Genomic DNA, 24,975 nt, shown 5'->3' on the forward strand with positions numbered 1-24,975 from the left:
AAGCAAATGCAAAGCCAGTCAATTACATTGCACAAAGTGCGCATGTAGTACTTGCTGAGCGAAAGCAACATCAGGAATGGATTGCTTTTACCGGCGCTTGGGCATGGCCACTAACCGATAAAAGAAGATGGTGTCATCAAGACTTCATCTAAAGATGATAACCTCAAAAATTCGCGAGTTATCGACAGGTCAGGGCAATGAATTTAAAACGTATTGGGCTAGTAGAGCACCAGCAACGCTTTAAAGTTGCTCGCAGTATATCCATTTTATTTTAAAAGTCAATTATTTAGTTGATTTGTGATAAAATCGCGCCCTTTCCAAACAGATGGCAGTTCACATGGCACGCAATTTAAGAAATATCGCAATTATCGCCCACGTTGACCACGGTAAAACCACCATGGTCGATAAGCTACTTCAACAGTCAGGTACTTTTGCCTCACACCAAGCGGTGACTGAGCGTGTGATGGATAGCAATGATCTCGAAAAAGAGCGTGGCATTACCATTTTGGCCAAAAACACCGCCTTAACGTATGAAGGCACGCATATCAATATCGTTGATACCCCGGGCCACGCCGACTTTGGTGGTGAGGTAGAGCGTGTATTGGGTATGGTGGATGGCGTATTGCTGTTGGTGGATGCCGTTGACGGCCCCATGCCACAAACCCGTTTCGTGACGAAGAAAGCACTGGCACTAGGTTTGAAGCCTATTGTCGTGATTAACAAGGTAGACCGTCCAAGTGCCCGTCCGGATTGGGTGATCAACCACACTTTTGATTTGTTTGCCAATTTGGGTGCAACGGATGAGCAATTAGACTTCCCTGTGGTCTATGCCTCTGCCTTGAATGGCTTTGCAACGCTGGACCTGAAAAATCCTTCAGACAATATGCGCGCCCTGTTTGAAACGATTTTGAGTCACGTTGAGCCACCTAAAGGCGACAGCGATGCTCCATTGCAATTGCAAATTTCAGCCTTGGACTATTCGACATATACTGGTCGTTTGGGCGTTGGTCGTATCACTAACGGTCGTATCAAGCCAGGCCAAGTCGTAGCAGTGATGCGCGAAGATGAACAAGTCGCACAAGGCCGTATTAACCAAGTGCTTGGTTTTAAAGGTTTAGAGCGTGTGCCGGTTGAAGAAGCCGAAGCTGGTGACATTGTGATCATCTCAGGGATCGAAGAAATCGGTATTGGCTTCACCATCTGTGATCGCGACAAACCTGTTGGTTTGCCACATTTGGGCGTAGATGAGCCAACTTTGACCATGGACTTTATGGTCAACACCTCACCATTAGCCGGCACTGAAGGTAAGTTCATCACTTCACGTCAAATTCGTGATCGTTTAACCAAAGAATTGTTGGTTAACGTGGCTTTGCGCGTTGAAGATACTGAAGACACCGATGTTTTCCGTGTGTCTGGTCGTGGCGAATTGCACCTGACCATTTTGCTGGAAAACATGCGTCGTGAAGGCTTTGAAATTGCCGTGGGTAAGCCACGCGTCGTGTTCAGAGAGATCAATGGCGAAAAATGTGAGCCTTATGAAATCCTGACTGTAGACGTTGAAGATGAAAATCAGGGCGCGGTCATGGAGGAGTTAGGCCGTCGTCGCGGTGAAATGACTAACATGGAATCTGATGGTAACGGTCGCACACGTTTGGAATACCGCATTCCAGCACGCGGCCTGATTGGTTTCCAGGGTGAGTTCTTAACCTTAACCCGTGGTACAGGCTTGATGGCGCATATTTTTGACGAATACGCGCCTGTAAAAGCAGACATGCCAGGCCGTCGTAATGGCGTACTTATTTCAGCTGAACAAGGTGAGGCCGTTGCCTATGCCTTATGGAAGCTGCAAGATCGCGGCAAAATGTTCTCTAGCCCAGGCGACCGACTGTATGAAGGCATGATCATCGGTATTCATAGCCGCGACAATGACCTGGTCGTTAACCCGATCAAGGGCAAACAACTCACAAACGTACGTGCTTCTGGTACAGACGAAGCGGTGCGTTTGATCCCGCCAGTCTCGCTAAGCCTGGAAAGTGCCGTAGAGTTTATTGACGATGACGAATTGGTCGAAATCACACCAAAAACCATCCGTCTGCGTAAACGCTACCTGTTAGAGCACGAGCGTAAACGTGCTTCTAAAGACTAAGCTCTGCTCAGTATAAAAAACGCCAGTGTTATGCTGGCGTTTTTTATTAGGAAGCACGCACAGCTTAAGCTTTAGAAGTGCTTTCGGATAACTAATCTACCTTTTGTATAAAAAGTTAAATTTTTTGTGAGTGCTAATAGATTTAACTATAAGTGTTTATACAAGCATATATAAATAAAATGTAATATTTGCTTTAAAGTATGCAAAAAATAGAAGCGTTATAGTTTTCATGGAGCACCGATTGTCTAAGACTATTACCACTCAAGAGCTTGTGAAACTAACAGCTGGTGGAGACGATTACATTCGAACTAAGCTGAATGTAGTGAAGGGTTTGGCACTTCGTATGGATTTGAATCCCGATGCTCCTGATGCAGTCGTATTTGGAAAAGGTCCTAGGGTTGAGGGAAGGGCGCGACTCTTTTTAGAGTCAGGAGCCGTTGTGCCCGCTTATGTTAAACGTGGTGTCAATAAGTGGGAGTATCTTGGTCTGTTTCGCGCCACCGAAATCAGATATGACAAAGAAACGATTGAATATCATCTTGGCAATCGAAAGCCTGAGGAGGTCGCAGGCGTTTTGTTCTTAGCGTCCGTTGAGGAGCCCAAAATTGCTATGATCGGCGGAGGTTTTCCTGATGCTGCAACTCGAAAAGAGATCGAGGATGCTGCCATTAAGCATGTAACTAACTCTCTCAAGAAAGATGGTTTTCAAGTAGATGACCGTCAAAACGAGAATCTAGGGTACGATCTTTTGGCAATAAAAGATACAGTTACTAGATTCATTGAAGTAAAGGGAACTGACAACCCAGAGCCCAGGTTTTTTATCACTAGAAATGAGTCAAAATTTGCTGATGAAAACTCCGAATGGTTTATTTACATTGTCTGTATGGCAAGACGCTCTCCCCAGCTTCACGTATTTACGGGACGTGAAATGCGTCAGAAATTTAGCTTTTCTCCGTTGGCATGGGAGTGTAATTTAGCCGAGTAGGGAGCAATGCGTTGTGATCCTAAGTTGTCTCTACCTTTTGCAACCCTCTCAGCTTGAGATACACTGCTTGTGATTTTGTCATCTTGGCAGGCCTCATGGAAAAGCTGGAAAAATACCGCGTCAACCCTAAAAAATTCTCCTTCAAGCAATATTCTCCCGATGACCGCTCAGCGCGGAGTGAAGATAAAGCGCAGAATTTGGCCGAGTTGGCAAAACTGACTGAGGCAATTAATGCGCGGCAGGATATTTTGCATGCTGAGGGCAAGCATAAGGTGATTTTGCTGTTGCAGGGCATGGATACCAGCGGCAAGGATGGCACAGTGAAGCATGTGTTCAGTGCTTGTGACCCGTTAGGCATTCGTCTTGCGAGTTTTAAAGCGCCTAGCGCTGATGAGCTGGCGCATGATTATTTATGGCGGGTGCATGCGCAGGTGCCGGCAAACGGTGAGTTGGTAATTTTTAACCGTAGCCATTATGAAGACGTGTTGATTGTGAAGGTGCATGGCTGGATTGATGAGGTGGAATGCAAGCGCCGTTATCAGCAAATCAACGATTTTGAGCGTATGTTGACCGAGACGGGCACAACACTGATCAAGTGTTTTTTACATATCTCGAAAGAAGAGCAAAAGAAGCGCCTGCAAGAGCGTCTGGATGAACCGACCAAGCATTGGAAATTTAATCCGAAAGATCTGGAAGAGCGGGCGCTTTGGGAGGATTATATGCAAGCGTATGAATCTGCCTTGCAAGCCACTTCTACCGAATATGCCCCCTGGTATGTGATCCCGGCCAATTCCAAGACCAACCGCAATCTGCTGATTTCACGTTTGTTGCTGGAGACGCTGAATCAACTGCCATTGGCTTACCCGCCTAAACCCAAGGAATGGGATGCTTTGAAGATTAAAGACTAAGCGCCGGATTGGTTGAATTTAATGATTTTACGCTGTGAGAATGCGCGGTAGTTAAAGTCTAATAGGGCAATTGCGATTATCATCACTCTCCATGAGTTTACGTTTCAGGTTAAATCTTTTAGTCACCATGCTGTCGCTGGCTTTTTTGGTCGCGGCAGGCGTGGTGTTGGTGCGCGACACCAAAGACAGTATTCGTGAGCGGGTGGAGGCGGCTACGCGGGTAACGGTGCAATTGCTGGATACGGTGATTGTCAGTTCTGCTATGAATCCCAGCCTGGGGCCGACGCATTATGTGTTGCAGGACTTTTTGCGCTCTTTGGGCTATGTGCGCAGCAGCCGGATTGAGCTGTATGACTATGCCAATAACCCGTTGTATCTTTCTCCTGGCTCCACTTTTAAATCTGAGGTCATCCCGCCACAATGGTTTGTACGTCTGGTGGCCCCCAAGGTCGAAACCGTGACGCGCCGCGTGCGGTATGGGGTGCTGATTGTTCACTCCAGTGCAGAAGGCTCGATTCGGGAGGCTTGGTCCGGGTTTCGCCAATTGATGATTATGGGCATTGGTTTTTTTGTGCTGCTCAACTTGTTGGTGTATGGCTTGCTGAGTCATGCGTTGCGCCCGGTCAGGCATATTTTGCATGCGATTAACCGCATAGAGCAGGGTGATTTGACAACGCGCCTGGAGCGCTTCTCTTTGCCCGAGTTTGACCGTATTGGTCAAAGCTTGAATCAGATGGCTGTCTCGCTGGATGCCGAACGCCAGTTGGAGCAAAACCGCCAGCTTACGCAACTGATACAGCAGCATATTGAAGACGAGCGGCGCAGCCTGGCGCGTGAGCTGCATGATGAGCTCGGCCAGTATGTGACCGCGATCAAAACCTTTGCCGTGGCTATTGTGAACAAAACCAAGGCGACCACGCCTGATATCTCTGCCAATGCGCAGACCATCGTGGCGGCGGCCAACCATATTTACGACGGCATGCACAATATCATCCGCCAGTTACGTCCGGCCGCCATGGATAATATGGGCCTGGTGGAAACCTTGCGCGATATGATATCTGGTTACCAGGCGCAGCATCCAGAATTAAGCATACAGCTGCATGTCTCTGGCGAGTTTCAGCCCATGGGCGAGAATGTGAACATCAATCTTTACCGCATTGTGCAAGAGGCGGTGAATAACGCCATCAAGCACGCGCATGCACAATGTATCAATGTGCATTTGCTGCTGGATAAGGATGGCTTGCGCCTGATGATCTGTGATGATGGCGTGGGGATGCATATCGACAACGTGGACCAGACCAAGCATTTTGGCTTGCTGGGCATGCGTGAACGTGTACAAGCATTGCATGGGCAATTTAAAGTAGTTTCGCAGCCAGATGCTGGCCGTGGAACCACCCTGGAAGTTCGGTTGCCTATACAATCAGCATAAATAAAGGGGAGACAAGTGTGATTAGTGTAATGCTGGTGGATGACCATGCCGTGGTCAGGATGGGTTTTAAAATGTTGCTGGAGTCCGACCAGGATATCAAGGTGATTGCTGAGGCTGAAAGCGGCGAGGCAGCCATCAAGGCCTATCAGGAGCATCATCCGCAAGTGGTGGTGATGGATATCACCATGCCTGGTATCGGCGGCATGGAGGCGATTGAGCGGATTCTCGCCAAAGACAGCCACGCGCGTATCCTTGTACTGTCTGCACATGAAGACTCCGTGCATCCCAAGCGCGTGCTAAATGCCGGTGCGATGGGCTATGTCACCAAACGCAGTGCGGCGGAAGAGTTGATCAAAGCCATCCGCAGTGTGGCACAAGGCAAAAAGTATCTTGAAGCCAGCGTGGCCCAGCAAATGGCGATTCAGCAATTATCAGGTGAGCAAAATCCAGTCGATGTGCTCAGCGAACGTGAGTTTGAAGTGTTTATGTCGCTGGCGCGAGGCAAATCCACCAACGAGATTGCTGAAACCTTGTTTTTGAGTCCGCGTACCGTGGGCACGCACCTGTATAACATCAAACAAAAACTCAACGCACAAAACTCTGCCGAGATTGCGCTGATTGCCATGCGTTGTGGCTTGCTAGAGCCATAGGCGTTCAATTAAAACCAGCTTAGGTCTTTAATAAAAAGTCATTCTTAGCAATAAGAATGACTTTTTTATTGCACTTTGGGGGGGTAAGGCCTTGGGATTGCTTTAAGCGCGGCTGCGGGTACTTAAAACACCAAAGGCGATAATCAGCAGCATGCCAGCTATTTCAAGCAGACTCAGGGCCTCTCCCCAGACTATGATCCCAATCAGGGTGGCAAAGACGATGGTGCTATAAGCCAGGCTTGCCACCGTCAAGGTGTTGCCTGTGCGGTAAGCGCGGGTGAGCGCCAGTTGGCTCAGGGTTGCCGACAGGCCGAGACCGCACAGTAATGGCAGGTCTTGCCAGCGTAGGGGGGTGACATGGTCGATCAACATCCAGCCGCCACTTGCAATCGTGCACACCAGTGTGAAGTAAAAGACGGTACGCCAGTCGGGTTCGCCTTGTATCCCCAGTTGTTTGACGTGGACATAGGCGAGCGCTGCCCCAATGCCTGAGAGCAGACCCACGCCTCCGGCCAGCCATTGCTCGCGATGGAACGTGGGTTGCAAGAGCAGGCAAATGCCAATAAAGCCTCCCACGACGCATAGATTAAGCCTCAACCGCTGTTGGCGTGTCAGTGGCTGGTCGCCTGTGAGTAGCCAGGGAGAGAGCAGGGCGAGGAACATGGGCGAGGTGTAGTTGAGTGTGATGGCAGTGGCCAGCGGTAAATGCGCGATGGCATAGAAAAATAGCAGCAAGGCCGTGAACCCCACGCCAGCCCTGCGTAACTGCATATTGAGTCGTGGTGTTTTTATCTGCTTGCCTTGACCATAAACGATGGCGGCAATCATCACAAAGCCAAAGGCTGAGCGGTAAAACACCAGTTCACTGGTGGTGAAGCGTGCTGCGCCTGCTTTGACAAATGCGCCCATGATGGCAAACCCCAAGCCTGCCAGCAACATCCAGTAGCTACCCAGCTGCCAATGTTTGGGGTGCCAGGAGTATGGGGAAGGTGGTTTTTTCAAGCGGAAACAGTAAGGTGGGTGTTCGGTTAGCGTGGCAAGTGGTCAGGTAGATGCGTTTCCATCTGGCGGCGATACCATTGATGGAAGTGTTCCAGTCCTGTTTCCATCGGGTGCTGATAGGGGCCACGCTCATCTTTACCTAGCAGATACAAGCCTTTGCGGCCATCCTGCATACGCTGGCAGATTTCTTTGTCTTCTACTGCGGTCTCAAAATAAGCCGCTTGCTGCGCTTTGATGTATTCATGCTCAAACAGTGCAATATCTTCTGGATAGTAAAATTCGACCACGTTTTTGCAGGACTCGACGCCGGTCGGGATGATGTGGGAGACCACCAACACATTGGGGTACCACTCGATCATGAGGAAAGGATACATGACGAACCAGATGGCGCCGTATTTAGGCGCGGTGCCTTGCTGGTAATCGGTGACCGTTTGTTGCCAGTGCTTGTAGACTGGCGACAGGCTGTAATCTGGCAGTGGTTTGTAGCCCACGGTTTGTACGCTGTAGTGTTCGCCAAATTCCCAGTGCAGTTCACCACAATCAACAAACTGGTTCAGGCCAGGGTGGAAAGGGCCTACATGGTAGTCTTCCAGGTAGACTTCGATAAAAGTCTTCCAGTTGAAATCATAGTGATCCACAATCGCCGAATCAAAATAATAGCCGGTGAAGTCAAAGTCTTGCTTGCAACCAAGCGTTTTTAACACCTGGCTAATCTCCAGACCTTTTTGTTTGGCGGTGGTCTCGTTCGCTTTAAAAAGCAGGCCTTGCCATTCTGTCAGGGATTGTTTTTCAAGGTGCAGGCAAGGGGTTTGCTCAAAATGCGGGGCGCCGAGCAATTGTCCGCTCAGGTCGTATGTCCAGCGATGAAGCGGACAGACGATATGTTGCGTATTGCCTTGTCCATTGAGCATGACTGCTTGCCGGTGACGGCAAATATTGCTGATCAGTTGAGGCGTGCCTTGCTGGTTGACCAAGGCCACGGCGTCGTGCATCCAATCCAGCGCCCGGTAGTCTCCGGCGTTAGGCACCATTCGCGTATGCCCCATGTATTGTGGCAGCAAGGAAAACAAATGCGCCTGCTCCAGCGCATAGATTTCCGGGTTGAGATACCAGTCTACGGGTAATTGTGCGAAGCGAGTCTGATGGTGTTCTTTATTTAAAGAGGTGACAGAGCCCATATGCCCAACGGATAGATTACTTGCAAAAAAGGTGAATTGTGCCCGAAAAGGGGGTAAATGAAAAGTCAAAGCGCCTTTATTCACTGTAAAAATCCGGCTCAATCATTTGATTTTAATCAAAAAAATACGCGTTGTGTGTGAGGTAGACCTGGCCCCGGGGCTTATCCAAGGCCAAAACGAGGCTTAACCAACTCAAATAAATTCAGTTATAATGTTCGAGGTTTTTGTGTATAACAATACGTAAACGATAATTGCAATTTTTAGGAGCAATCGAATGGCAAATTTATTAGATCAGTTGAAAGCAATGACAACCATCGTGGCTGACACTGGTGATGTTGAGGCAATCAAAAGTGTTAAACCTGTGGATGCAACCACAAACCCATCTCTGGTGTTGAAGGCTAGCCAAATCCCTGAATACGCACCATTGATTGACACTGCCATTGCTTATGCTAAAGCACAAGGCGGCTCTAAAGAGCAACAAATTGAAAACGCAGCGGATAAATTGGCTGTGTTGATTGGCGCTGAAATCACGAAAGTGGTTCCAGGCCGTATTTCTACAGAAGTGGATGCACGTCTGTCTTTCAATATCGACGCGATGGTTGCTAAAGGTCGCAAATTGATCAGCCTGTACCAAGAGTCTGGCATCAGCAAAGATCGCGTATTGATCAAACTGGCTTCTACCTGGGAAGGTATTAAGGCCGGTGAGATTCTGGAAAAAGAAGGCATCCAATGTAACCTGACTTTGCTGTTTGGTTTTGGTCAAGCCCGTGCGTGTGCTGAAGCTGGCGTATTCCTGATCTCCCCATTCGTTGGCCGTATCCTCGACTGGTACAAAGCGAAAAACCCAGGCACTGAGTACACACAAGAAACTGACCCAGGTGTAGTTTCTGTGCGCGCAATCTACCAGTACTATAAAGAGCACGGTTACAAAACCGTGGTAATGGGTGCTTCTTTCCGTAACACTGGCGAGCTGATTGCCTTGGCTGGTTGTGACCGTTTGACCGTGTCTCCAAACCTGCTGCAAGAGTTGGCTGCAACTGAAGGTACATTGACTCAAGTGTTGAAAGATGGCGGAAAAACCAAAGAAGTGCCTGCCAAATTGACAGAAGAGCAGTTCCGCTTTGAATTGAATCAGGATCCAATGGCGACAGAAAAATTGGCTGAAGGTATCCGTGGTTTCGTGGCTGACCAGAACAAACTGGAAGCTGCATTAGCCGCAAAACTGTAATATCGCCATGCGATAATGCACACGGGCAGTGATCTGCCCGTGTGGCTTTTAAGTCAGGCATAAATTGGCCTGCAACATTGACTTATTTTGGCTGCGAGCTTACTATGGGCGACCAGCTTGAATTGGTAGTACGCTAGCAATAGCATTTAAATTTTAACTTTTGGAGAAAAACATGGCATTAACACAAATGGCATTAGACTCATTGGATTTCGACGCAACTATCGCTTTGGCAGAAAAAGTTGCTCCACACGTTGACATTCTGGAAATCGGTACACCATGCATCAAGCACAACGGTATCAAATTGCTGGAAACTCTGCGCGCTAAGTTCCCAAACAACAAGATCCTGGTTGACCTGAAAACTATGGACGCTGGTGAGTACGAGTCTGAGCCATTCTACAAAGCTGGTGCTGACATCTGCGTAGTTTTGGGCGTATCCGACATCGGTACAATCAAAGGCGTAATCAAAGCTGCTAACAAATACGGCAAAAAAGCTCAAGTTGACCTGATCAGCGTTGAAGACAAAGTTGCTAAAACTAAAGAAGTTGCTGCTGCTGGTGCACACATCATCGGTATCCACACTGGTTTGGACCAACAAGCTGCTGGTCAAACTCCATTTGCTGACCTGGCTGCTGTTGCCGGTTTGAACCTGGGTGTTGACATCTCTGTTGCTGGTGGCGTTAAAGCTGCTACAGCTGCTCAAGTACGTGACGCTGGCGCGACTATCATCGTTGCTGGTGCTGCTATCTACGGCGCTGCTGACCCAGCTGCTGCTGCTGCAGAAATCACTGCTATCGCTCACGCTTAATTCATTTAAGCATCAATAAGCAATTATTGATTAGCGATCATAAAAACCCGACCCAGTAATGTGTCGGGTTTTTTATTCAATTTTATGTTTACACAGGATTTAAAAATGGATCATCAACAATTTATTCTGGACAACCTGAAACGCATTCTTGACGTGACCGACAAATCAAAAGCAGCTGAGCTGCTCAAGTTGGTTGATGAGGCAGGTTCTACGTTCATTGGTGGCGCAGGTCGCTCACTGCTGGTCTCACGTTTCTTTGCCATGCGCCTGGTACACTCCGGTTACAGCGTTTACATGATCGGTGAAGTGGTGACTCCAGCCATCAAAAAAGGTGACTTGCTGGTATTGGTTTCTGGTTCCGGTGGTACAGCGACGTTGCTGCCATTTGTGAAAAAAGCCAAAGAAGTGGGCGCAAAACTGGTGGTTATCTCCATGAAGAAAACTTCTGCCATGGCAGATGTGGCTGACCTGGTGATTCAAATTGGTCAGGATGACAGCTTCCCACTGGTCAAAGGCATGCCTATGGGTGGTCAGTTCGAGCTGTCGACCTTGGTATTCCTTGAAGGCGCGATTTCTGAATTGATTCATGCTAAAGGCCTGACAGAAGAAGGCATGCGCGCATTGCATGCAAACCTTGAGTAAGTGTTTAGGCTTGGCCTATAAAAAACCGGTCGTATGACCGGTTTTTTTATGCGCCCCATTTGGATAAATCATGTGCTGTGAGTTGCTTTTGATGCAGCGCACTGGCGATCAATACGCCGCTGGCGCCTGCCTGCGATAAGGTTTCAATATCTTGCGCATCACGTACGCCACCAGCGGCATATAAAGCTTGTTGCGGATGCTGCGCTTTGAGCGTGGCCAGTTGTGTATGGTCTGGGCCGCGATTTGCCCCGACCTTGGGCAAGCTCATGACGATGGTGGGGTGTGTCCATTGCTGTGGCGCTGAGAGCAGTTGGGTGGGCCCATGAAAGCCATCTTGGAAAAAGTCCAGCGAGAGTAGGCTGTTTGGGCACGTTTGCCGCATTTGTGCATAGGTTTGATCATCTTGCATAGACTCACTGGCCAGAATAGGGGTGATGCGGGCAGATTGCCAAGGAATCAGCTGGTCGGCGGTTTGAAAACCTGCGTCTATCCACCAGGCTAATTGCGGGAACTCGACCATCGCCTGCTGGATCAAGGACAGGTGGTTCGGCAACGTGCCTTGGCCAGTGATGGCATTTAAATCTGCAATATACAGGCAGTCAAACGGATAAACTTGTAAAATAGCTGCCACGATATCGATCAGGGCATGGCTATCCGTCAGTTGCGATTGAATAGGACGGTAGTGCTGGCGCTGGCCTTGTATGGCCTGGACCACCTGGCCATGCATCAAATCGATGACGGGAATAATATGCAAAATACAACTCGTTTCAAAATCTGGGTTTGTGAATACATCAGCGCCGGCGGCTTGGTTGCAGAAGCCTTGCCTGCCAGTTTGCTGCAGGAAGGGCTGTTGATGCGAGACGCCCTATTGGCAGACCTGGCTGCGCTGGGCATGGATTGTATCACTAGCCATGACTACCGCGTGATGCCGCCTGCAATGGCGCAGAGTGTTGCCATACAGGCGCATGAAAATGCGCATTCGGTATGGCAACAGCAACTCGCTGAGCAGGACATTGATGCCTGTTGGGTGATCGCACCCGAAACGCAGGGGATTCTGCAAGCGTTGTGTCATCTGGTGCAAGACATGGGTATTCCATGGGTCGGATGCACGGCACAGGCTATTGCCGACACCACCAGCAAGGCATGCATGGCTGAGCTTTGTCACCAGGCCGGTGTGCCAGTGGTGCCACACGTGATGTTGGCTGAACTGACCACATTTGAATCGCTGTCCTGGTATGCTCAGGGGCAGTTGCATGGCTGGGTAGTGAAACCTGATGATGGCGCGGGTTGCACTGCAACATATTACTTTAAAAAAGATTCTGAACTGATTGAATTTAAAAATAATTTAATCAATAATTCCTTGCTGAGTCAGACGCAGTTTTTGCTACAGCCCTATGTGCCAGGCATCGCCTTGAGCATGTCAGTGGTGGCTACCGCTAACGAGGTAAAAGTGATCGCTGCGCATCGTCAGCAGGTGGAAATCGTCAACGGTGAATTTACTTTTAACGGGGCTGGCGTAAATGAAGCGACGGATCAGATCCTCGCCATGCAGCGACTGGCCGAGCAAGTCCATCGCGCGATCCCGGGCCTGATCGGTTATTGGGGGGCGGATATGATTTTGAATGCTGCGGGCGCCTTGGTGCTGGTTGAAATCAATCCACGATTAACCACTCCGTATATTGGATTGTCGAGGATAATGAACAGCAATCCGGCAGGTGTCATACTGCAGGCAGTATTAAACAATCAGTTACAAGCAGACGTGGCTAGCAGCTCGCTAAGACTCACGCTGAACACATTGCAAGAGGGGGGATATGACCAGGTCTAAACCTGTCATTGGATGGGATATTGGCGGTGCGCATGTCAAAGCGGTGATGCTGGATACACAATCGCAGGTACTCAACGTTTCACAGCAGGCATGCGCTTTATGGAAAGGCCTGCCGCGATTGGAGGAGGCCATCAAGCAGCTGTTGCATGACTGGCAATTGTCGGCGGACGAATGCGATCATGTCATTACCATGACCGGCGAGTTGGTGGATTTATTTGAAAATCGGGCACAAGGCGTACAAGCAATTGCGGAAACGGTCCATCGCTATTTGCCAGCCGCCAGATTTTATCAGGCCACAAAGCGTTCAGGCGTGACCTTTACCGACAATGTGACAGGCCAGGCGGAAACGATTGCATCGATGAATTGGCATGCCTCAGCACAATGTCTGGCCATGGCCTTGCCTGATGCCGCGATGGTTGTGGTTGATATCGGCAGTACGACTTGCGATCTGACACGATGTCAGCAGCAACAGGTCTTGCCCTCAGGCTGGACAGATGCCGAACGTATGCGGCAATCTGGGCTCTGTTATACCGGTGTCGTCCGCACGCCGCTGATGGCGCTTGGGCCATTTATTGAATGGCAAGGTGCACAGCGCCATATCGCTGCCGAGTATTTTGCCACCACGGCGGATGTCTACCGTATTTTGGGCGAGCTGCCGGCCAGCGATGACCTGGCAGACACGGCGGATGGTCAAGGCAAATCGCTGTTAGAAAGCATGCGGCGCATCGCTCGTATGGTTGGGCATGATGTCGAATCAGCCGAGGACAACCTCTGGCAGTCTCTGGCACAGGCGTTTAAAGCAGCGCAGCTCACCTTAATCAAGCACAGTATTCAGGCAGTGATCGCGCAGGGACAAGACCGACCGCAGACCTTGGTGGGTCTTGGTGCGGGCAGTTTTCTGGTCAGCCAATTGGCTGACGAATTGGGGATGAAGTACTACGCTGCTTCTACTGTGGTAGAGGCCGCTGAGGCAAGTTTAAAAAAGGATGCAGAGGTATGTTTTCCGGCCTATGCAGTGGCGAGGTTATGGCAGCAACGACATTGAATACGCTGACGCTCCCGTATGCTGAAGGCATGCATTGGTTCAAGCAGGTGAGAGACCTCACTTGGCCCATGTTGCTTGAAAGTGGGCAGATTGAGAAAACAGATGCAGTCGCGACCGTGGATGAAGAGATCAGCCTGGGGGCGCGCTTTGATATTGTGGTGGCTGCCCCTGTGGCGAGAATAATTCATCGGCATCCGCACACAGACGTGCTGGTTGATGAGCAGCGCACCCGCACGGAAGAAGATCCTTTCAAAGCCATTCAGCAATGGTTGCTCTCCCATCCTGTTGAACGTACCCCTGAGGTTCCGTTTGCAGGGGGCGCCCTCGGCTATTTTGCCTATGACTTGGGTCGCAGTATTGAAAACATTCCAGTGATGGCACAACAGGACGTGCCGTTGCCAGAGATGATGGTGGGCATTTATGACTGGGCGATCATCGTGGATCACCATGCACGGCAGTGCAAGCTGGTTTCGCATTTACGCTATCTGGATCAAGCAGGCCTTGAGCAACTGCATGCCAGGTTGCTATCCGTGGCGCCAGAATGCAATAGCGTACCATTTGAAGTCGTCGGCAACGTAGAGGCCAATCTGGATCAAGCCGCTTATGCTCAGGCCTTTACACGCGTCAAAGATTACATCCGTGCCGGGGATTGCTATCAGATTAACCTTGCGCAGCGTTTTGCCGTGGAGGTGCGCGGTGACGCCTGTCAGGCGTATGATCATTTCCGGCAATTGAGCCGTGCGCCTTTTATGGCGTTGATGCAAGTGGAGGACGGGGAGGGGTTGCCTGTTTCGGTCCTTTCCATGTCGCCTGAGCGTTTTTTGCAGGTGGTGGATCAACAGGTGGAAACGCGTCCGATCAAAGGCACTCGTCCGCGTCACCTCGATGCTGAGCAAGATGCAGCGATTGCCCAGGAGTTATCCGGCTGTATCAAGGACCGCGCCGAGAACCTCATGATTGTTGATCTGTTGCGCAACGATATCGGCAAGGTGTGTGCCGTTGGGTCGGTGAAAGTCGAAGCGTTATTCAAATTGCAGCGATTTACCAATGTGCATCATCTGGTCAGCATCGTTCGTGGTCAGCTGGCCAATGGGTTTCATGCGCTGGATTTGCTGCGCGGTTGCTTCCCTGGCGGCTCTATTACTGGTGCGCCCAAGTTGCGTGCGATGGAAATTATTGAGGAGTTGGAGCCGCATCGGCGTGGGATTTATTGCGGCAGTATCGGCTACATTGGCTTTGATGGTTGTATGGATACGAATATTGCGATTAGAACGGCGGTCATTGCCCAAGACCGCATGACGTTTTTTGCCGGCGGTGGCATTGTCGCTGATTCGGATTGCGCCAAAGAGTATCAGGAAACCTTTGACAAGGCGTCGCAGTTCTTCAAGCTGGTTGCGGCATTTAAAACAAAAAACGAATGGTCAGCAAAAAACTAATGTTCAGGAAGATGCGATGTGGGTGATCAAGCTAGGGGGTAGCGTGACCCACTATGATAGCCTGATGCAATGGCTAAAGCTGGTGGTGCGCTGGGGGGATGGTAAGGTGATCATCGTCCCCGGGGGCGGTGTGTATGCTGATGCGGTACGTGAGTTCCAGCGCTTGCGGGCGACGATGCCTGAGGGACATATCGATGACAGTCAGGCGCATGCGCTGGCAATTTACGCCATGGATCAAATGGCACGTAGCCTGGTAGCGATGATGCCCGCGCTAACCCTGGTGCGTAATCCCTTTGAAATTGCCGAGCGTGGCTGGCAACACCGTGGCCTGGTCTGGTTGCCGAGTGAAATGGCATTAAACCAGGCATTTGCCACGGAATATCCGCTGCCGCACAGCTGGGACGTGACCTCGGATAGCCTGGCCGCGTGGTTGGCTTTGCAACTGGATGCTTGCCAGTTGTTGCTGGTGAAGTCTGATGAACGCTTGCTGAGCCTAGACCAGGCGCTGACATTGCCACAATTGCAGGAGATGGGCATGATAGACACCGGAGTTACCGCGCTCCTCAGGCTGGCGCGGTTTAAAACCCGGGTGGTGCATCAGAGTCAATACACACTGTGCGAGCACGGCTTTGATGCCAGCCATTTTGATCGTTGTGGCGTGACGAGTATTTCAACTGCGTAATGCAGGTTTAGCCAGGCACATTACTGAGGGGCTGTCTGCTCAAATTTGCCAAAATGCAGCATGATCGTGGGCAGAATCAGCAAATTAAGAATTGTTGAAGACACCAGCCCGCCGACAATAATGGTCGCCATCGGGCCCTCAATCTCCCGCCCGGGTTCGCCGCTGCCAATGGCGAGCGGGAGTAAGCCTAACGCTGTTACCAATGCGGTCATCAGCACCGAAGGCAGCCGTTCTGAGGCGCCACGAATGCAGGTCTCCAGATTCCATTCACAGCCCTCATGATCCACCAGATGCTGGAAGTGCGATACCATCATGATGGAGTTGCGCAACGTGATGCCAAACAAGGTGACGAACCCCACCAATGTGCCTACCGAGATCCAGCCGCCACTAAAAAAGGTCACCACTACGCCGCCAATCAAGGCAAAAGGCAGATTGGCAAAGGCTAGCAGGAGGTTACGCAGCCGGCCAAACGCCATGTACAGCATGAGAAAAATGGCGATGCCAGCGACCAGCGAATGAACAATTAGGTCCTGACGCGATTGCGCGTTAGCTTCAGCCTCACCCGAAAATTCAAGATAGTTGCCGGGATTGAGTGTCATCTTTTCATGTAAAGCGCTTTGTATCTGTTCAAGCAATAATGCCTGGTCACGCCCAGCCATATTGGCGGTGACAGTTTGGATGCGTTTGGCACCTGAATGCAGGATTTTTGAGCGTCCACCTTCCTGCGCAACATAAGCGACATCAGACAGCTTGAGCATCTGGCCTTCGGGGTTGAAAATAGGCAGGTTGCGCATATCGGCGATATCGTCGCGTGCGGCATCATTGAGCAGCACGCTGACACCGACCGCGCGATTGCCAATGTAAACCTGGTTGACTGGCACCCCTTCATAGCAGGCTTTAACCGTCTCCAGGACGTCCATGGGCTGCAACCCCCACAATGCCAGTTTTTCCTGCTTGAGCCGAATCACAATCTCTGGTGTTTCAGGCGGGGATTGCACCATGACATCACGAATGCCGCGTATCCCGGCCAATACACTGGCGACTTTTTGCGCATCTCTGTCCAGGGCATCCAGGTCCTGGCCGTAAATATTAATCACCAGGCCGGCGGCGTAGCCCGAGATGGTTTCTTCAATCCGCTCGGTTAAAAACGTATTCATGGCAAAATTGGCGCCGACAAATCCCACTTCCACTTTACCGTCATCCTCTTCGTCCGTGGATTCGCCAGCCAGCTCCTCTCGGATGGCATGAAAAATACGCTCCTGCTCAGCGCCGGGCAAGGTGCCAGTTTCGACCTCAAACTCGCTGTAGTGCGTGCCAAACGTATCTGCTGCATTCGGGGCCCGGCCTACCCATTGGGCGACCGTTTTCACTCCGGGGATTTCCAGAAGCGTTTTGGTGACCTGATTGCCCAGCTTGAGTGACTGCACCTCTGAGGTCCCTGGCACGGTAGTCATGTGCAATACGTAGTGCCCTTCATGCAGGGAGGGAATAAATTGGCTCCTGAATAAAGGCAGCAGGGCCAAACCGAGAGCAATACACACAAAGCTGCTCAGCAGAATGAGCTGATAATGCTGTTCAATGCGGTGGAGCAGGGCGACATAACGGTGCTTGAGCCAGTGTAATAAAGGTGATTCTTCCGCATCTAAAGGCGCTTTCGCCAGCAACAGATAACAGAGTGCGGGGGTAAGGGTGAGCGCGACGAATAATGAGGCTAAGATGGCAGAAATATAAGCGTAGCCCAATGGCGCGAACAATTTGCCTGCCACCCCTGTCAAGGTCAGCAACGGTAAAAATACCAGCGCGACAATCATGGTGGCGTAGACCACCGAACTGCGCACCTCCATCGAAGCTTGAAAAACCACGGTTGTCACAGGTTGTGGCTGTGCGAGCTGGCGGTTTTCGCGCAGGCGGCGGAAAATATTTTCCGTATCAATAATGGCGTCATCCACCACTTCGCCCAGTGCAATCGCCAGCCCCCCCAGCACCATGATGTTGAGGCCTGCACCACACTGGTAGAGCACCACAATGGCGGTTAGCAGTGACAAGGGAATGGCCGTGGCAGAAATGACGGCCGTACGCACGTTGAACAAAAATACAAACAACACGGCGATGACCAGTATGGAACCAATCAAGATATCGGAGCGCAGGCTGTGAATCGCCGTTTCAATAAAGTTGGCCGGGCGGAACAGGCCGGTGTGCAAGGTTGCTTGCGCGCGTTGCAAGCTGGGCTGTATCTCTGCCAGTTTTTGCTCCAGCTGTTTGGTGAGGGCGTATACGTTGGCCCCCAATTGCCCTTGCACCGATAGATAGACGCCCACCTTGCCATTGATCGCCGCACTGCTAATGGAGGGGGCCGCACCTTCTGCGACTTCGGCCACATCGCTGATGCGAATGGTCCGGCCAAGTTTGCGGAGCAGGGTGATGTGTGCGAGTTGCTGTGGTGTCGTGGTTTGCCCTTGCGTATTCAGAATGAGGCGCTGATTGTCATTTTGGATAAACCCGGCCCCTCTGACTCCAGTTGCGCGGGAGGCTGCATTGACGACATCTTGCACATTCAGCTGGTATAGCATCAATTTGCGCGGATCAATCTTGATTTGAAACTGACGCACTTGTCCGCCATAGACATTGACGTCAGCCACACCAGGTATGCTCATCAAATGCGGAGTCAGTTGCCAATCGACCAGGGTCCGTAGCGCCATCAGCGACAGCGTCTCCGAGGTAATACCCAGCCCGAGAACGGTACTGGCGGACGAGGTCAGCGGGGTCATTTTGGGAATAATGCCTGCAGGTAGCAGATTGCCCAGCATGTTCAGGTGCTCCGCAACCATTTGCCGATTGCGGTATATGTCTGACTTGTCCTGGAAAACGACGGTGACGATGGACAAGCCTGGAATCGACTGCGAACGTAAGCTTTTGATGCCTATCGATCCGGAGAGCACGTTTTCAATCGGTTGTGTCACCATTTTTTCTACCAGGCTGGCGGACAAGCCCGGCGATTCGGTTTGAATCACCACCTGTGTTGGCGCAAACTCTGGAAAAACATTCAGGTCGCTCTGTTGCAGGCTATAAACACCATACAGTACTACCAGCAGGGCCAGGCCGATGATGACACCGTAAAAGCGGATGGAAAATCTGACCAGGGCTGCCATCATGGTTTGAAATCTCTATTTTTTTCAAACAGTTGCAGATTAATCTTCATTTTCATTCTTGATCTGAAATTTGAACTCTTCCGACAGCAGCAACTGTGCACCATGGGTGACGACTTCTGTGCCGGGCGTTAAATGGGTATCGAACCAGCCGTGCTCAAGTTCAATGTCAGAAGCCACCGGTTTGCGTAAAAACGTATCTGGCTGGGTCTTGATGTAAATCCAGGCGATGCCCCCGTGCCAGGCAATCGCCTGGTTAGGCACCAGTACGCCCTTGAGTGATTTTGACGAGGCCTCGGCCGGAACCACATTGACCCGCATGCCTACCCGCAAATAATCGGCGGGCGCACTGTAAAAATAAGTTTTTCCGATATTGCTGATATCAGTTTGGATCGATTGCGAAACAAACTCTGCCCGGATGGGGGTGACTTCATCTTGAATTGGGGTCAGATAAACAACGGAGTCGGTGGCTGGTGCCTCATAATTCAACGGAAAACTGACTTGTACCAGTACTTTTTTTTGCTTGATCAAGTCATTGAGCGGGCCTTGCGAAGGTTGCTGGGTGATGAGGGTAGCCAGCGGCTTGCCCCATTGCGCCACGATGGTGTCTGTGAGCGCTCTGAGTTGCTCTTGCGTGGTTTTGATATGCGTCTGGTCGCTAATCATCACTGACTGCGCCTCTTGAAGTGCCTTGTCAGAGATGTTTTTGTCATCTTCGTTCAGTTGCTTGTAACGCTGGTATTGCAGTTGATGGTTAGGCAACATGTTTTCAGCCAGTGCCAATTGTGACTTGAGTAGCTGATACTGGCTGTTGTAGTCCACCAGTGTCTGGATCGAGATCACCGAACCCAGCACCTTGATATTGCCATGATATTGATAGGCTTGCAGGGGCTGCACCTGGATGCCACTGTTTTTTTGCGTGGCTGCATTTAATTTGACCACTTGTAACCCATTTTGCTCGCTTACTCTTGAGGGGCCTTCAATGGTTTCATCTCCGTCATTCTGGACGGATTCATACTCATCGCGACCGACAATGGCAACGCACCATATCAGAACCACAATCAGTAAAACCTGAACCACAATAATCCACAGCGCTTTTTTATTCATTTGGCTGTTGCCTTTTGCTGTTGTTTTAGGGTGACCACCGGGCGCTGTGACAGCGCGATGGGTGTTTGCATTACGTTTTCAATCTCTTGCAATGCCCGCATGACATTGGCTTGCTGCAAAATGAGCCGTTGCTGCGCATTGTAAAATTGAATTTCGGCTTGCAAGTATTCCACTTTGTCGATCAGCCCTTGTCGCCACTGTTTTGCAAGCTGGGCTTTTCTCTGCATTTGCTGCTCATAGGTTTGTGTCAATGTGACCAGCAAACGCGCGCTATCGCGGTATTTGACATGCACCTGCTCTGAAGATTGAATCACCTGATGCTGTAAGGCATAAAAGCGCGCAGCTTCATTCAGTCTCACTTGCTCGGCTTGTGCCCACAAATCCGAATTGCGGTTGAGCAGGTTCAGCATGGCGCTCAATCCCAATGACCAGATTTTATCGCCATATTCATACATGATGCCGGGGCTGAGCGAGAGGTTGGGGTAGCGCTTGGCCATCTCCAGTTTCAGTTGCGACTCAGCCTTGGCATATTGTGCTAAGCCGCGTTGAATGTCCATGCGGTTGGTCAGCGCATAATGTTGTATGGTGGTCGCATCGGCATACACCGCTGCATGCGCAAAGCGCTCCTTGAGAATTTGGGAAAGCTGGACTGGCGCCAGTTTAAACAGCGGGTTGTTTTGTGTGGTCAGTCCGGCATCATGCAAGATTTTCTGCTCAGTCTGTTTGATTTGCACACTGGTTTGCTGCAACTGCCAGGCTGACTGGTCACGCTGCAAACGAATCGGCAGCACGTCAGATTGCCCTGCGACTCCCACATCCAGCCGTTTCTGGTAAGCATCCAGCAATTGATCCTGTGCTGTTTGCAATTTGCTCAAGTTTGCCTGCATGGCTTGCTGCTCTGCCAGCAAAATCAAGTCTACGCTCAATTGCTGCCTGAGCATCCACGCCGTTTCCGCGATCTGTATTTTGGCGATGTCAGCCTGATATTGCGCGATTTCAATGCTGATTTGTCGCTTGTTAGCAGTAATCAGCGGGATACTCACTTGCAGGCTGTAAGCCCAGGGGCTGATGTCGCCATTGGCCTGGTTGCTATGCGCTAACTGGCTGTTCAAGCCGAGTTGCGGCCTGAGTCCGGCACTGGTGATACTGGCGAGCGCAACCGCGTAATCGGATTTTGCAACTTTAAGGGCTGGATGAAAATAAAGCGCAGATAAGGTCAGGCTATCCAAATCCCAGGTCTGGATAGGCCAGGCGGTCTGGGGTGCATTGCTTAGAACAAACGTCTTGAAGCCATCTTCATCCGGCGCCGCTTCATGGATGGTGGTAATGTTTTCTTGTTGGGGAATCGGGTGTGGCTGAAAAGCAGTGCCGCAAGCAGTCAGTAACCATGGAAAAGCAAAAGCTAGCAGACGCATCACATCTCAAGCCCGCATGTCAGACATGCACTTCACCAGAACTTAGTTGACGATGGTCGCGTGAACAGCGTCCAGCGCGTCTTGTAACAGGTCTTCTGGCAGCTGATTAATGGTCGTGGCCAATAAATCAGCGGCTTCCACCGTGCGAATTGGCAAATCCGGTGTGTTGAGTTCTGCAATGAGTCCGGCAGCCACCCCGGTGATTTTGAGCAAAATTTCACGCTCTCGCATCAAGAGCTCAAGTTCCGCTCTAAGCATGTTTTCTTCGGCTGAATGCATATCCTGTCCTATAACAACGTTTTTATGATGATTAATCTGGCATCTTGCAGTTGAACGGCTGGCTTGTCAATCTGAACTCGGCAAGTTTGTGAAAGCTGATGCGATTAGGGTATACTAGCGAATTGTCAGCGAACGATGGCAGTATGCGAAAGTGGCGAAATTGGTAGACGCACTGGATTTAGGTTCCAGCGCCTCGCGGCGTGAGAGTTCGAGTCTCTCCTTTCGCACCACCTCACCCGATGGGGGAGGATACAAATTAAAGGCTTCCTTTGCGGAGGCCTTTGTTGTTTTTGGCGGCCGTTCAGTGGTCATGATAGAGCGGCCTAAGCAAATGATCTGGAGTGATTTGAGCGAGTCATCTTTGAATGACGCTCTGAAAGGAACGAAAAATGAATATTGTACAAACAGCGAATGCACCAGCCGCGATCGGGCCTTACGCACAAGGTGTTGTCGTCGGGAATATGCTTTATACCTCAGGGCAAATCGCCTTGCGCCCGGATGGCACGCTCAATGATGGCGATATTGAGACCCAGACGCGTCAAGTACTATCCAATTTGCAGGCTATTATCGAGGCTGCAGGGGGCAGTTTGCAGCAAGTTGTGAAAACAACCGTGTTTCTCAAGAATCTGGATGATTTTGTGGCGATGAATCAGGTGTATGCCGAAGTGTTCGGCACGCATACCCCGGCACGCTCCACGGTACAAGTAGCCAAATTGCCGCGCGATGTGCTGGTTGAGATTGAGACGATTGTTGCGCTTGCTTAATATGGCGAGTAAACATTGCTAAGCTAGGCGGCTTGCAATTAAAGTGCTTAGCCCCATCTTCGATTCATGTAGTGAGTATTTCGCATTTTGATGGGGTTGTCGTTTAAAAGTACAGTGTCTTTAGCCATGTGTTGTGCGCAGTTGCGCTAAACTGGCTTTAAGTTTATTTCAATTCAGACTTGTGTTATATTTTTACGCTCTTTTTTCATCATTTGATCGCCGGCCTCTGCCTTTAGAGTGTGGTCAGGTTGTGTGAAAACATTATTAAATGCGCATTCAATGGCGCTCACTTACATAACCCATCGTTAAATAACGATTTTTACAGGAAGTTCAGCATGGCAGCAGTATCTGTTGAAACAGTCAGCAACTTGGAACGTCGCATGACAATCAAAGTCCCTTTGGCACCGCTGGAAGGGCAAATCAGACAACGTTTACAGCAAATTTCACGTACCGCCAAGTTTGCTGGTTTCCGTCCGGGCAAAGCGCCCATGGGTTTGGTCAACCAGCACTATGGCAATCAGGTCCGCGATGAAGTTTACTCCAAAGCGGTAGAAACCAGCTTTGGTGAAGCGGTAGAGCAGAATCAGCTGCGTGTGGCAGGCTTCCCGAATATCGAACACATTCCGTTTAAGGATGCTGCAGAGGAATTTGAATACATTGCTACTTTCGAAATTTTCCCGGAAGTGAAACTGGGCGATCTGAGCAAAGTCAAAATTGAGCGTCCAGCGTTGGAGTTGACCGATGCCGATGTGGAAAAAACATTGGATGTGTTGGTGAAGCAGCGCGTGAGCTATGAGCCGGTCAAGCGCATGTCGAAAAAGGGTGACCGCATTAACATTACTTTGACCGCTTCTATTGATGGTGAGCAGGTTGAAAGTACTGGCGACCGTGGTATTGATCTTGTGATCGGTGAACCAGGCCGTGTGAAAGAATTTGACGATGCGTTGATCGGTGGCAAAGCTGGTACCGAAAAAACATTTGAGATCACTTATCCGGAAGATCACAATCCGGCGCAGTTGGCAGGTAAAACTGTGTCTTATGCGGTGAAGTTTGTTTCTGTGTCGCAGCCAGTCTACCCTGAAGTGGATGCTGAGTTTGCGAAAAGCCTCGGGGTGGAAGATGGCAACATCGACACCATGAAAGCTGAAATCAAGCAAAGCCTTGAGCAAGAAGTGGATAAACGTATCAAGGCACGGGTTAAAGAGTCTGTCTTCCAGGCCTTGGTCGATGAGAGCAGCTTTGAATTGCCTAAAGCAGTGATTGCGGCCGAGACTAATCGTTTGATGCAGGTTGCTGCACAAAACCTGCGTCAGCGCGGCGTGGATCCGGCACAAGTGCCAATGGAGCCTTCTGTGTTTGAAACGCAGGCACAGCGCAATGCCAAGTTGCGTTTGGTTTTAACTGAGTTGGTCAACACCAACAACTTGCAGGCCAATGCCGATCAGGTACGTGCGATGGTAGATACTTTCGCGCAAAGCTTTGAGAAACCTGAAGAGCTGGTCAACTGGTATTATGCAGATGTGAAACGTCTGGATGAGCCAGCGGCCTTGGCGACCGAAGAAAATGTTGTTGCCTGGGTGTTGGACAAAGCCAAAGTAACAAACAAAAAAATTAAATTTGATGAATTGATGATGGCAGGTGCTTAAACCATGAATTATATGAACGCGAACGAAGGCATGATGCAACAACGTATGGAGCCACAAGGCCTGGGATATATCCCTATGGTTATTGAGCAGAGTGGCCGAGGAGAGCGTTCATATGACATCTATTCCAGGCTGCTCAAAGAACGCGTCATTTTTCTGGTGGGGCCGGTCAATGACATGACCGCCAATCTGGTGGTGGCGCAGTTGCTGTTCCTCGAGGCCGAGAATCCTGACAAGGACATTTCTCTCTACATTAACTCTCCCGGTGGCTCGGTCACTGCGGGGATGTCTATCTATGACACCATGCAGTTCATCAAGCCCGATGTCAGCACGCTGTGTATCGGACAAGCTGCCAGCATGGGCGCGTTCCTGCTGACCGCTGGTGCGAAAGGCAAGCGTTTCTGCCTGCCTAACTCACGCGTGATGATTCACCAGCCGTTGGGTGGCTTCCAGGGCCAGGCGTCTGATATCGAGATCCATGCCAAAGAGATTTTGTACCTGAAGGACAAACTCAATGGCATCATGGCCCATCACACTGGCCAAAGTATTGAAACCATTGCCAACGATACCGATCGTGACAATTTTATGAGTGCTGACGCTGCCAAAGCTTATGGTTTGGTAGATCAGGTGATTGCCGCACGTAGCGCTGCTTAATCAGCG

At 50.4% G+C, this 24,975-nt stretch carries 22 protein-coding genes and 1 tRNA gene; 16 read left to right on the forward strand and 7 right to left on the reverse strand.

Features of this window, described 5'->3' with window-relative positions; translation table 11 throughout:
* Positions 1–337: 337 nt before the first annotated feature.
* The 5 genes from typA (at position 338) to ACFQ1T_RS09980 (ending at position 6,118) form a co-directional block, all read left to right on the forward strand.
* The gene (gene typA, locus ACFQ1T_RS09960; protein ID WP_275355340.1) at positions 338–2,146 is read left to right on the forward strand and encodes a translational GTPase TypA; all 1,809 of its coding nucleotides are present in this window, start codon (positions 338–340) and stop codon (positions 2,144–2,146) included.
* A gap of 241 nt (positions 2,147–2,387) precedes the next feature.
* Complete coding sequence (locus tag ACFQ1T_RS09965) at positions 2,388–3,131, forward strand: DUF3883 domain-containing protein (protein ID WP_379076147.1); 744 nt, start codon at positions 2,388–2,390, stop codon at positions 3,129–3,131.
* Between the two features lie 95 nt (positions 3,132–3,226).
* Entirely contained in the window at positions 3,227–4,039 is an 813-nt protein-coding gene (locus tag ACFQ1T_RS09970) for a polyphosphate kinase 2 family protein (RefSeq protein ID WP_379076150.1), read from the forward strand.
* 127 nt (positions 4,040–4,166) lie between these two features.
* Positions 4,167–5,468 carry an ATP-binding protein gene (locus ACFQ1T_RS09975; RefSeq protein WP_194748432.1) on the forward strand — a complete coding sequence of 434 codons (1,302 nt, stop codon included), beginning with the start codon at positions 4,167–4,169 and terminating at the stop codon, positions 5,466–5,468.
* A 29-nt stretch (positions 5,469–5,497) separates the two neighbouring features.
* Positions 5,498–6,118: a response regulator gene (locus tag ACFQ1T_RS09980; protein WP_194748431.1), complete on the forward strand. Its 621-nt coding sequence runs from the start codon at positions 5,498–5,500 to the stop codon at positions 6,116–6,118.
* 102 nt (positions 6,119–6,220) lie between these two features.
* Here the strand turns inward: ACFQ1T_RS09980 and ACFQ1T_RS09985 are convergent, their stop codons facing one another.
* A complete protein-coding gene (locus ACFQ1T_RS09985) occupies positions 6,221–7,120 on the reverse strand; it encodes a DMT family transporter (protein WP_379076153.1) in 900 nt (299 codons plus the stop codon).
* A 26-nt stretch (positions 7,121–7,146) separates the two neighbouring features.
* On the reverse strand, positions 7,147–8,298 hold the full coding sequence (locus ACFQ1T_RS09990; RefSeq protein WP_379076156.1) for an aromatic ring-hydroxylating oxygenase subunit alpha: 1,152 nt from the start codon (positions 8,296–8,298) through the stop codon (positions 7,147–7,149).
* Positions 8,299–8,572: 274 nt separating this feature from the next.
* On the opposite strand from ACFQ1T_RS09990, the gene tal reads away from it, so the two are divergent.
* The 3 genes from tal (at position 8,573) to hxlB (ending at position 10,973) form a co-directional block, all read left to right on the forward strand.
* A complete protein-coding gene (gene tal, locus ACFQ1T_RS09995; protein WP_194747660.1) occupies positions 8,573–9,526 on the forward strand; it encodes a transaldolase in 954 nt (317 codons plus the stop codon).
* 172 nt (positions 9,527–9,698) lie between these two features.
* On the forward strand, positions 9,699–10,331 hold the full coding sequence (hxlA, locus tag ACFQ1T_RS10000; protein WP_194747659.1) for a 3-hexulose-6-phosphate synthase: 633 nt from the start codon (positions 9,699–9,701) through the stop codon (positions 10,329–10,331).
* A 105-nt stretch (positions 10,332–10,436) separates the two neighbouring features.
* Positions 10,437–10,973 (forward strand): 6-phospho-3-hexuloisomerase, encoded by a 537-nt coding sequence (gene hxlB, locus ACFQ1T_RS10005; RefSeq protein WP_091470596.1) that lies wholly within the window; start codon positions 10,437–10,439, stop codon positions 10,971–10,973.
* 46 nt (positions 10,974–11,019) lie between these two features.
* Here hxlB and ACFQ1T_RS10010 read toward each other — a convergent pair whose 3' ends face one another.
* Positions 11,020–11,727 (reverse strand): HisA/HisF-related TIM barrel protein, encoded by a 708-nt coding sequence (locus tag ACFQ1T_RS10010; protein ID WP_379076160.1) that lies wholly within the window; start codon positions 11,725–11,727, stop codon positions 11,020–11,022.
* On the opposite strand from ACFQ1T_RS10010, the gene ACFQ1T_RS10015 reads away from it, so the two are divergent.
* The 4 genes from ACFQ1T_RS10015 to ACFQ1T_RS10030 are packed head-to-tail and all read left to right on the forward strand — an operon-like array spanning position 11,722 to position 15,961.
* The gene (locus ACFQ1T_RS10015; protein WP_379076163.1) at positions 11,722–12,798 is read left to right on the forward strand and encodes an ATP-grasp domain-containing protein; all 1,077 of its coding nucleotides are present in this window, start codon (positions 11,722–11,724) and stop codon (positions 12,796–12,798) included. The two genes, ACFQ1T_RS10010 and ACFQ1T_RS10015, sit on opposite strands and share 6 nt — an antisense overlap.
* Positions 12,785–13,843, forward strand: coding sequence for a hydantoinase/oxoprolinase family protein (locus ACFQ1T_RS10020; RefSeq protein WP_338654199.1), 1,059 nt, complete (start codon positions 12,785–12,787; stop codon positions 13,841–13,843). The genes ACFQ1T_RS10015 and ACFQ1T_RS10020 overlap by 14 nt, the downstream gene beginning before the upstream one ends.
* Positions 13,825–15,279: an aminodeoxychorismate synthase component I gene (gene pabB / locus ACFQ1T_RS10025; protein ID WP_338654196.1), complete on the forward strand. Its 1,455-nt coding sequence runs from the start codon at positions 13,825–13,827 to the stop codon at positions 15,277–15,279. Before ACFQ1T_RS10020 ends, pabB begins: the two co-directional genes overlap by 19 nt.
* A gap of 16 nt (positions 15,280–15,295) precedes the next feature.
* A complete protein-coding gene (locus ACFQ1T_RS10030; protein WP_338654193.1) occupies positions 15,296–15,961 on the forward strand; it encodes an amino acid kinase family protein in 666 nt (221 codons plus the stop codon).
* Positions 15,962–15,981: 20 nt separating this feature from the next.
* Here ACFQ1T_RS10030 and ACFQ1T_RS10035 read toward each other — a convergent pair whose 3' ends face one another.
* From ACFQ1T_RS10035 to ACFQ1T_RS10050, 4 genes are read right to left on the reverse strand one after another with little or no spacing between them, the layout of a single operon-like run.
* The gene (locus ACFQ1T_RS10035) at positions 15,982–19,113 is read right to left on the reverse strand and encodes an efflux RND transporter permease subunit (protein WP_379076167.1); all 3,132 of its coding nucleotides are present in this window, start codon (positions 19,111–19,113) and stop codon (positions 15,982–15,984) included.
* Positions 19,114–19,149: 36 nt separating this feature from the next.
* Positions 19,150–20,214 carry a hypothetical protein gene (locus tag ACFQ1T_RS10040; RefSeq protein ID WP_379076170.1) on the reverse strand — a complete coding sequence of 355 codons (1,065 nt, stop codon included), beginning with the start codon at positions 20,212–20,214 and terminating at the stop codon, positions 19,150–19,152.
* Entirely contained in the window at positions 20,211–21,629 is a 1,419-nt protein-coding gene (locus ACFQ1T_RS10045) for a TolC family protein (protein WP_379076173.1), read from the reverse strand. Before ACFQ1T_RS10045 ends, ACFQ1T_RS10040 begins: the two co-directional genes overlap by 4 nt.
* Positions 21,630–21,671: 42 nt before the next feature.
* Positions 21,672–21,908: a hypothetical protein gene (locus ACFQ1T_RS10050; RefSeq protein WP_194747649.1), complete on the reverse strand. Its 237-nt coding sequence runs from the start codon at positions 21,906–21,908 to the stop codon at positions 21,672–21,674.
* Between the two features lie 145 nt (positions 21,909–22,053).
* Here ACFQ1T_RS10050 and ACFQ1T_RS10055 point away from each other — a divergent pair.
* The 4 genes from ACFQ1T_RS10055 to clpP all read left to right on the forward strand — a co-directional run bounded on the left by ACFQ1T_RS10055 (position 22,054) and on the right by clpP (position 24,969).
* Positions 22,054–22,138, forward strand: a tRNA-Leu gene (locus ACFQ1T_RS10055).
* A gap of 159 nt (positions 22,139–22,297) precedes the next feature.
* Positions 22,298–22,672, forward strand: a complete 375-nt coding sequence (locus tag ACFQ1T_RS10060; RefSeq protein WP_338654183.1) for a RidA family protein — start codon at positions 22,298–22,300, stop codon at positions 22,670–22,672.
* A 335-nt stretch (positions 22,673–23,007) separates the two neighbouring features.
* On the forward strand, positions 23,008–24,318 hold the full coding sequence (gene tig, locus ACFQ1T_RS10065) for a trigger factor (RefSeq protein ID WP_379076176.1): 1,311 nt from the start codon (positions 23,008–23,010) through the stop codon (positions 24,316–24,318).
* 3 nt (positions 24,319–24,321) lie between these two features.
* Positions 24,322–24,969, forward strand: coding sequence for an ATP-dependent Clp endopeptidase proteolytic subunit ClpP (gene clpP / locus ACFQ1T_RS10070; RefSeq protein WP_275355305.1), 648 nt, complete (start codon positions 24,322–24,324; stop codon positions 24,967–24,969).
* The last annotated feature ends 6 nt before the right edge of the window (positions 24,970–24,975 follow it).

This window comes from Methylophilus glucosoxydans (assembly GCF_042676145.1).
Taxonomy (GTDB): Bacteria; Pseudomonadota; Gammaproteobacteria; order Burkholderiales; family Methylophilaceae; genus Methylophilus; species Methylophilus glucosoxydans.

Bases quoted from the DNA above. Each gene is read 5' to 3' on its own strand.
- typA (WP_275355340.1), top strand. From the start codon at position 338: ATGGCACGCAATTTAAGAAATATCGCAATTATCGCCCACGTTGACCAC.
- ACFQ1T_RS09970 (WP_379076150.1), top strand. From the start codon at position 3,227: ATGGAAAAGCTGGAAAAATACCGCGTCAACCCTAAAAAATTCTCCTTC.
- ACFQ1T_RS09975 (WP_194748432.1), top strand. From the start codon at position 4,167: ATGCTGTCGCTGGCTTTTTTGGTCGCGGCAGGCGTGGTGTTGGTGCGC.
- ACFQ1T_RS09980 (WP_194748431.1), top strand. From the start codon at position 5,498: ATGCTGGTGGATGACCATGCCGTGGTCAGGATGGGTTTTAAAATGTTG.
- ACFQ1T_RS09990 (WP_379076156.1), bottom strand. From the start codon at position 8,298: ATGGGCTCTGTCACCTCTTTAAATAAAGAACACCATCAGACTCGCTTC.
- tal (WP_194747660.1), top strand. From the start codon at position 8,573: ATGGCAAATTTATTAGATCAGTTGAAAGCAATGACAACCATCGTGGCT.
- hxlA (WP_194747659.1), top strand. From the start codon at position 9,699: ATGGCATTAACACAAATGGCATTAGACTCATTGGATTTCGACGCAACT.
- hxlB (WP_091470596.1), top strand. From the start codon at position 10,437: ATGGATCATCAACAATTTATTCTGGACAACCTGAAACGCATTCTTGAC.
- ACFQ1T_RS10015 (WP_379076163.1), top strand. From the start codon at position 11,722: ATGCAAAATACAACTCGTTTCAAAATCTGGGTTTGTGAATACATCAGC.
- ACFQ1T_RS10020 (WP_338654199.1), top strand. From the start codon at position 12,785: ATGACCAGGTCTAAACCTGTCATTGGATGGGATATTGGCGGTGCGCAT.
- pabB (WP_338654196.1), top strand. From the start codon at position 13,825: ATGGCAGCAACGACATTGAATACGCTGACGCTCCCGTATGCTGAAGGC.
- ACFQ1T_RS10030 (WP_338654193.1), top strand. From the start codon at position 15,296: ATGTGGGTGATCAAGCTAGGGGGTAGCGTGACCCACTATGATAGCCTG.
- ACFQ1T_RS10035 (WP_379076167.1), bottom strand. From the start codon at position 19,113: ATGATGGCAGCCCTGGTCAGATTTTCCATCCGCTTTTACGGTGTCATC.
- ACFQ1T_RS10040 (WP_379076170.1), bottom strand. From the start codon at position 20,214: ATGAATAAAAAAGCGCTGTGGATTATTGTGGTTCAGGTTTTACTGATT.
- ACFQ1T_RS10045 (WP_379076173.1), bottom strand. From the start codon at position 21,629: ATGCGTCTGCTAGCTTTTGCTTTTCCATGGTTACTGACTGCTTGCGGC.
- ACFQ1T_RS10050 (WP_194747649.1), bottom strand. From the start codon at position 21,908: ATGCATTCAGCCGAAGAAAACATGCTTAGAGCGGAACTTGAGCTCTTG.
- ACFQ1T_RS10060 (WP_338654183.1), top strand. From the start codon at position 22,298: ATGAATATTGTACAAACAGCGAATGCACCAGCCGCGATCGGGCCTTAC.
- tig (WP_379076176.1), top strand. From the start codon at position 23,008: ATGGCAGCAGTATCTGTTGAAACAGTCAGCAACTTGGAACGTCGCATG.
- clpP (WP_275355305.1), top strand. From the start codon at position 24,322: ATGAATTATATGAACGCGAACGAAGGCATGATGCAACAACGTATGGAG.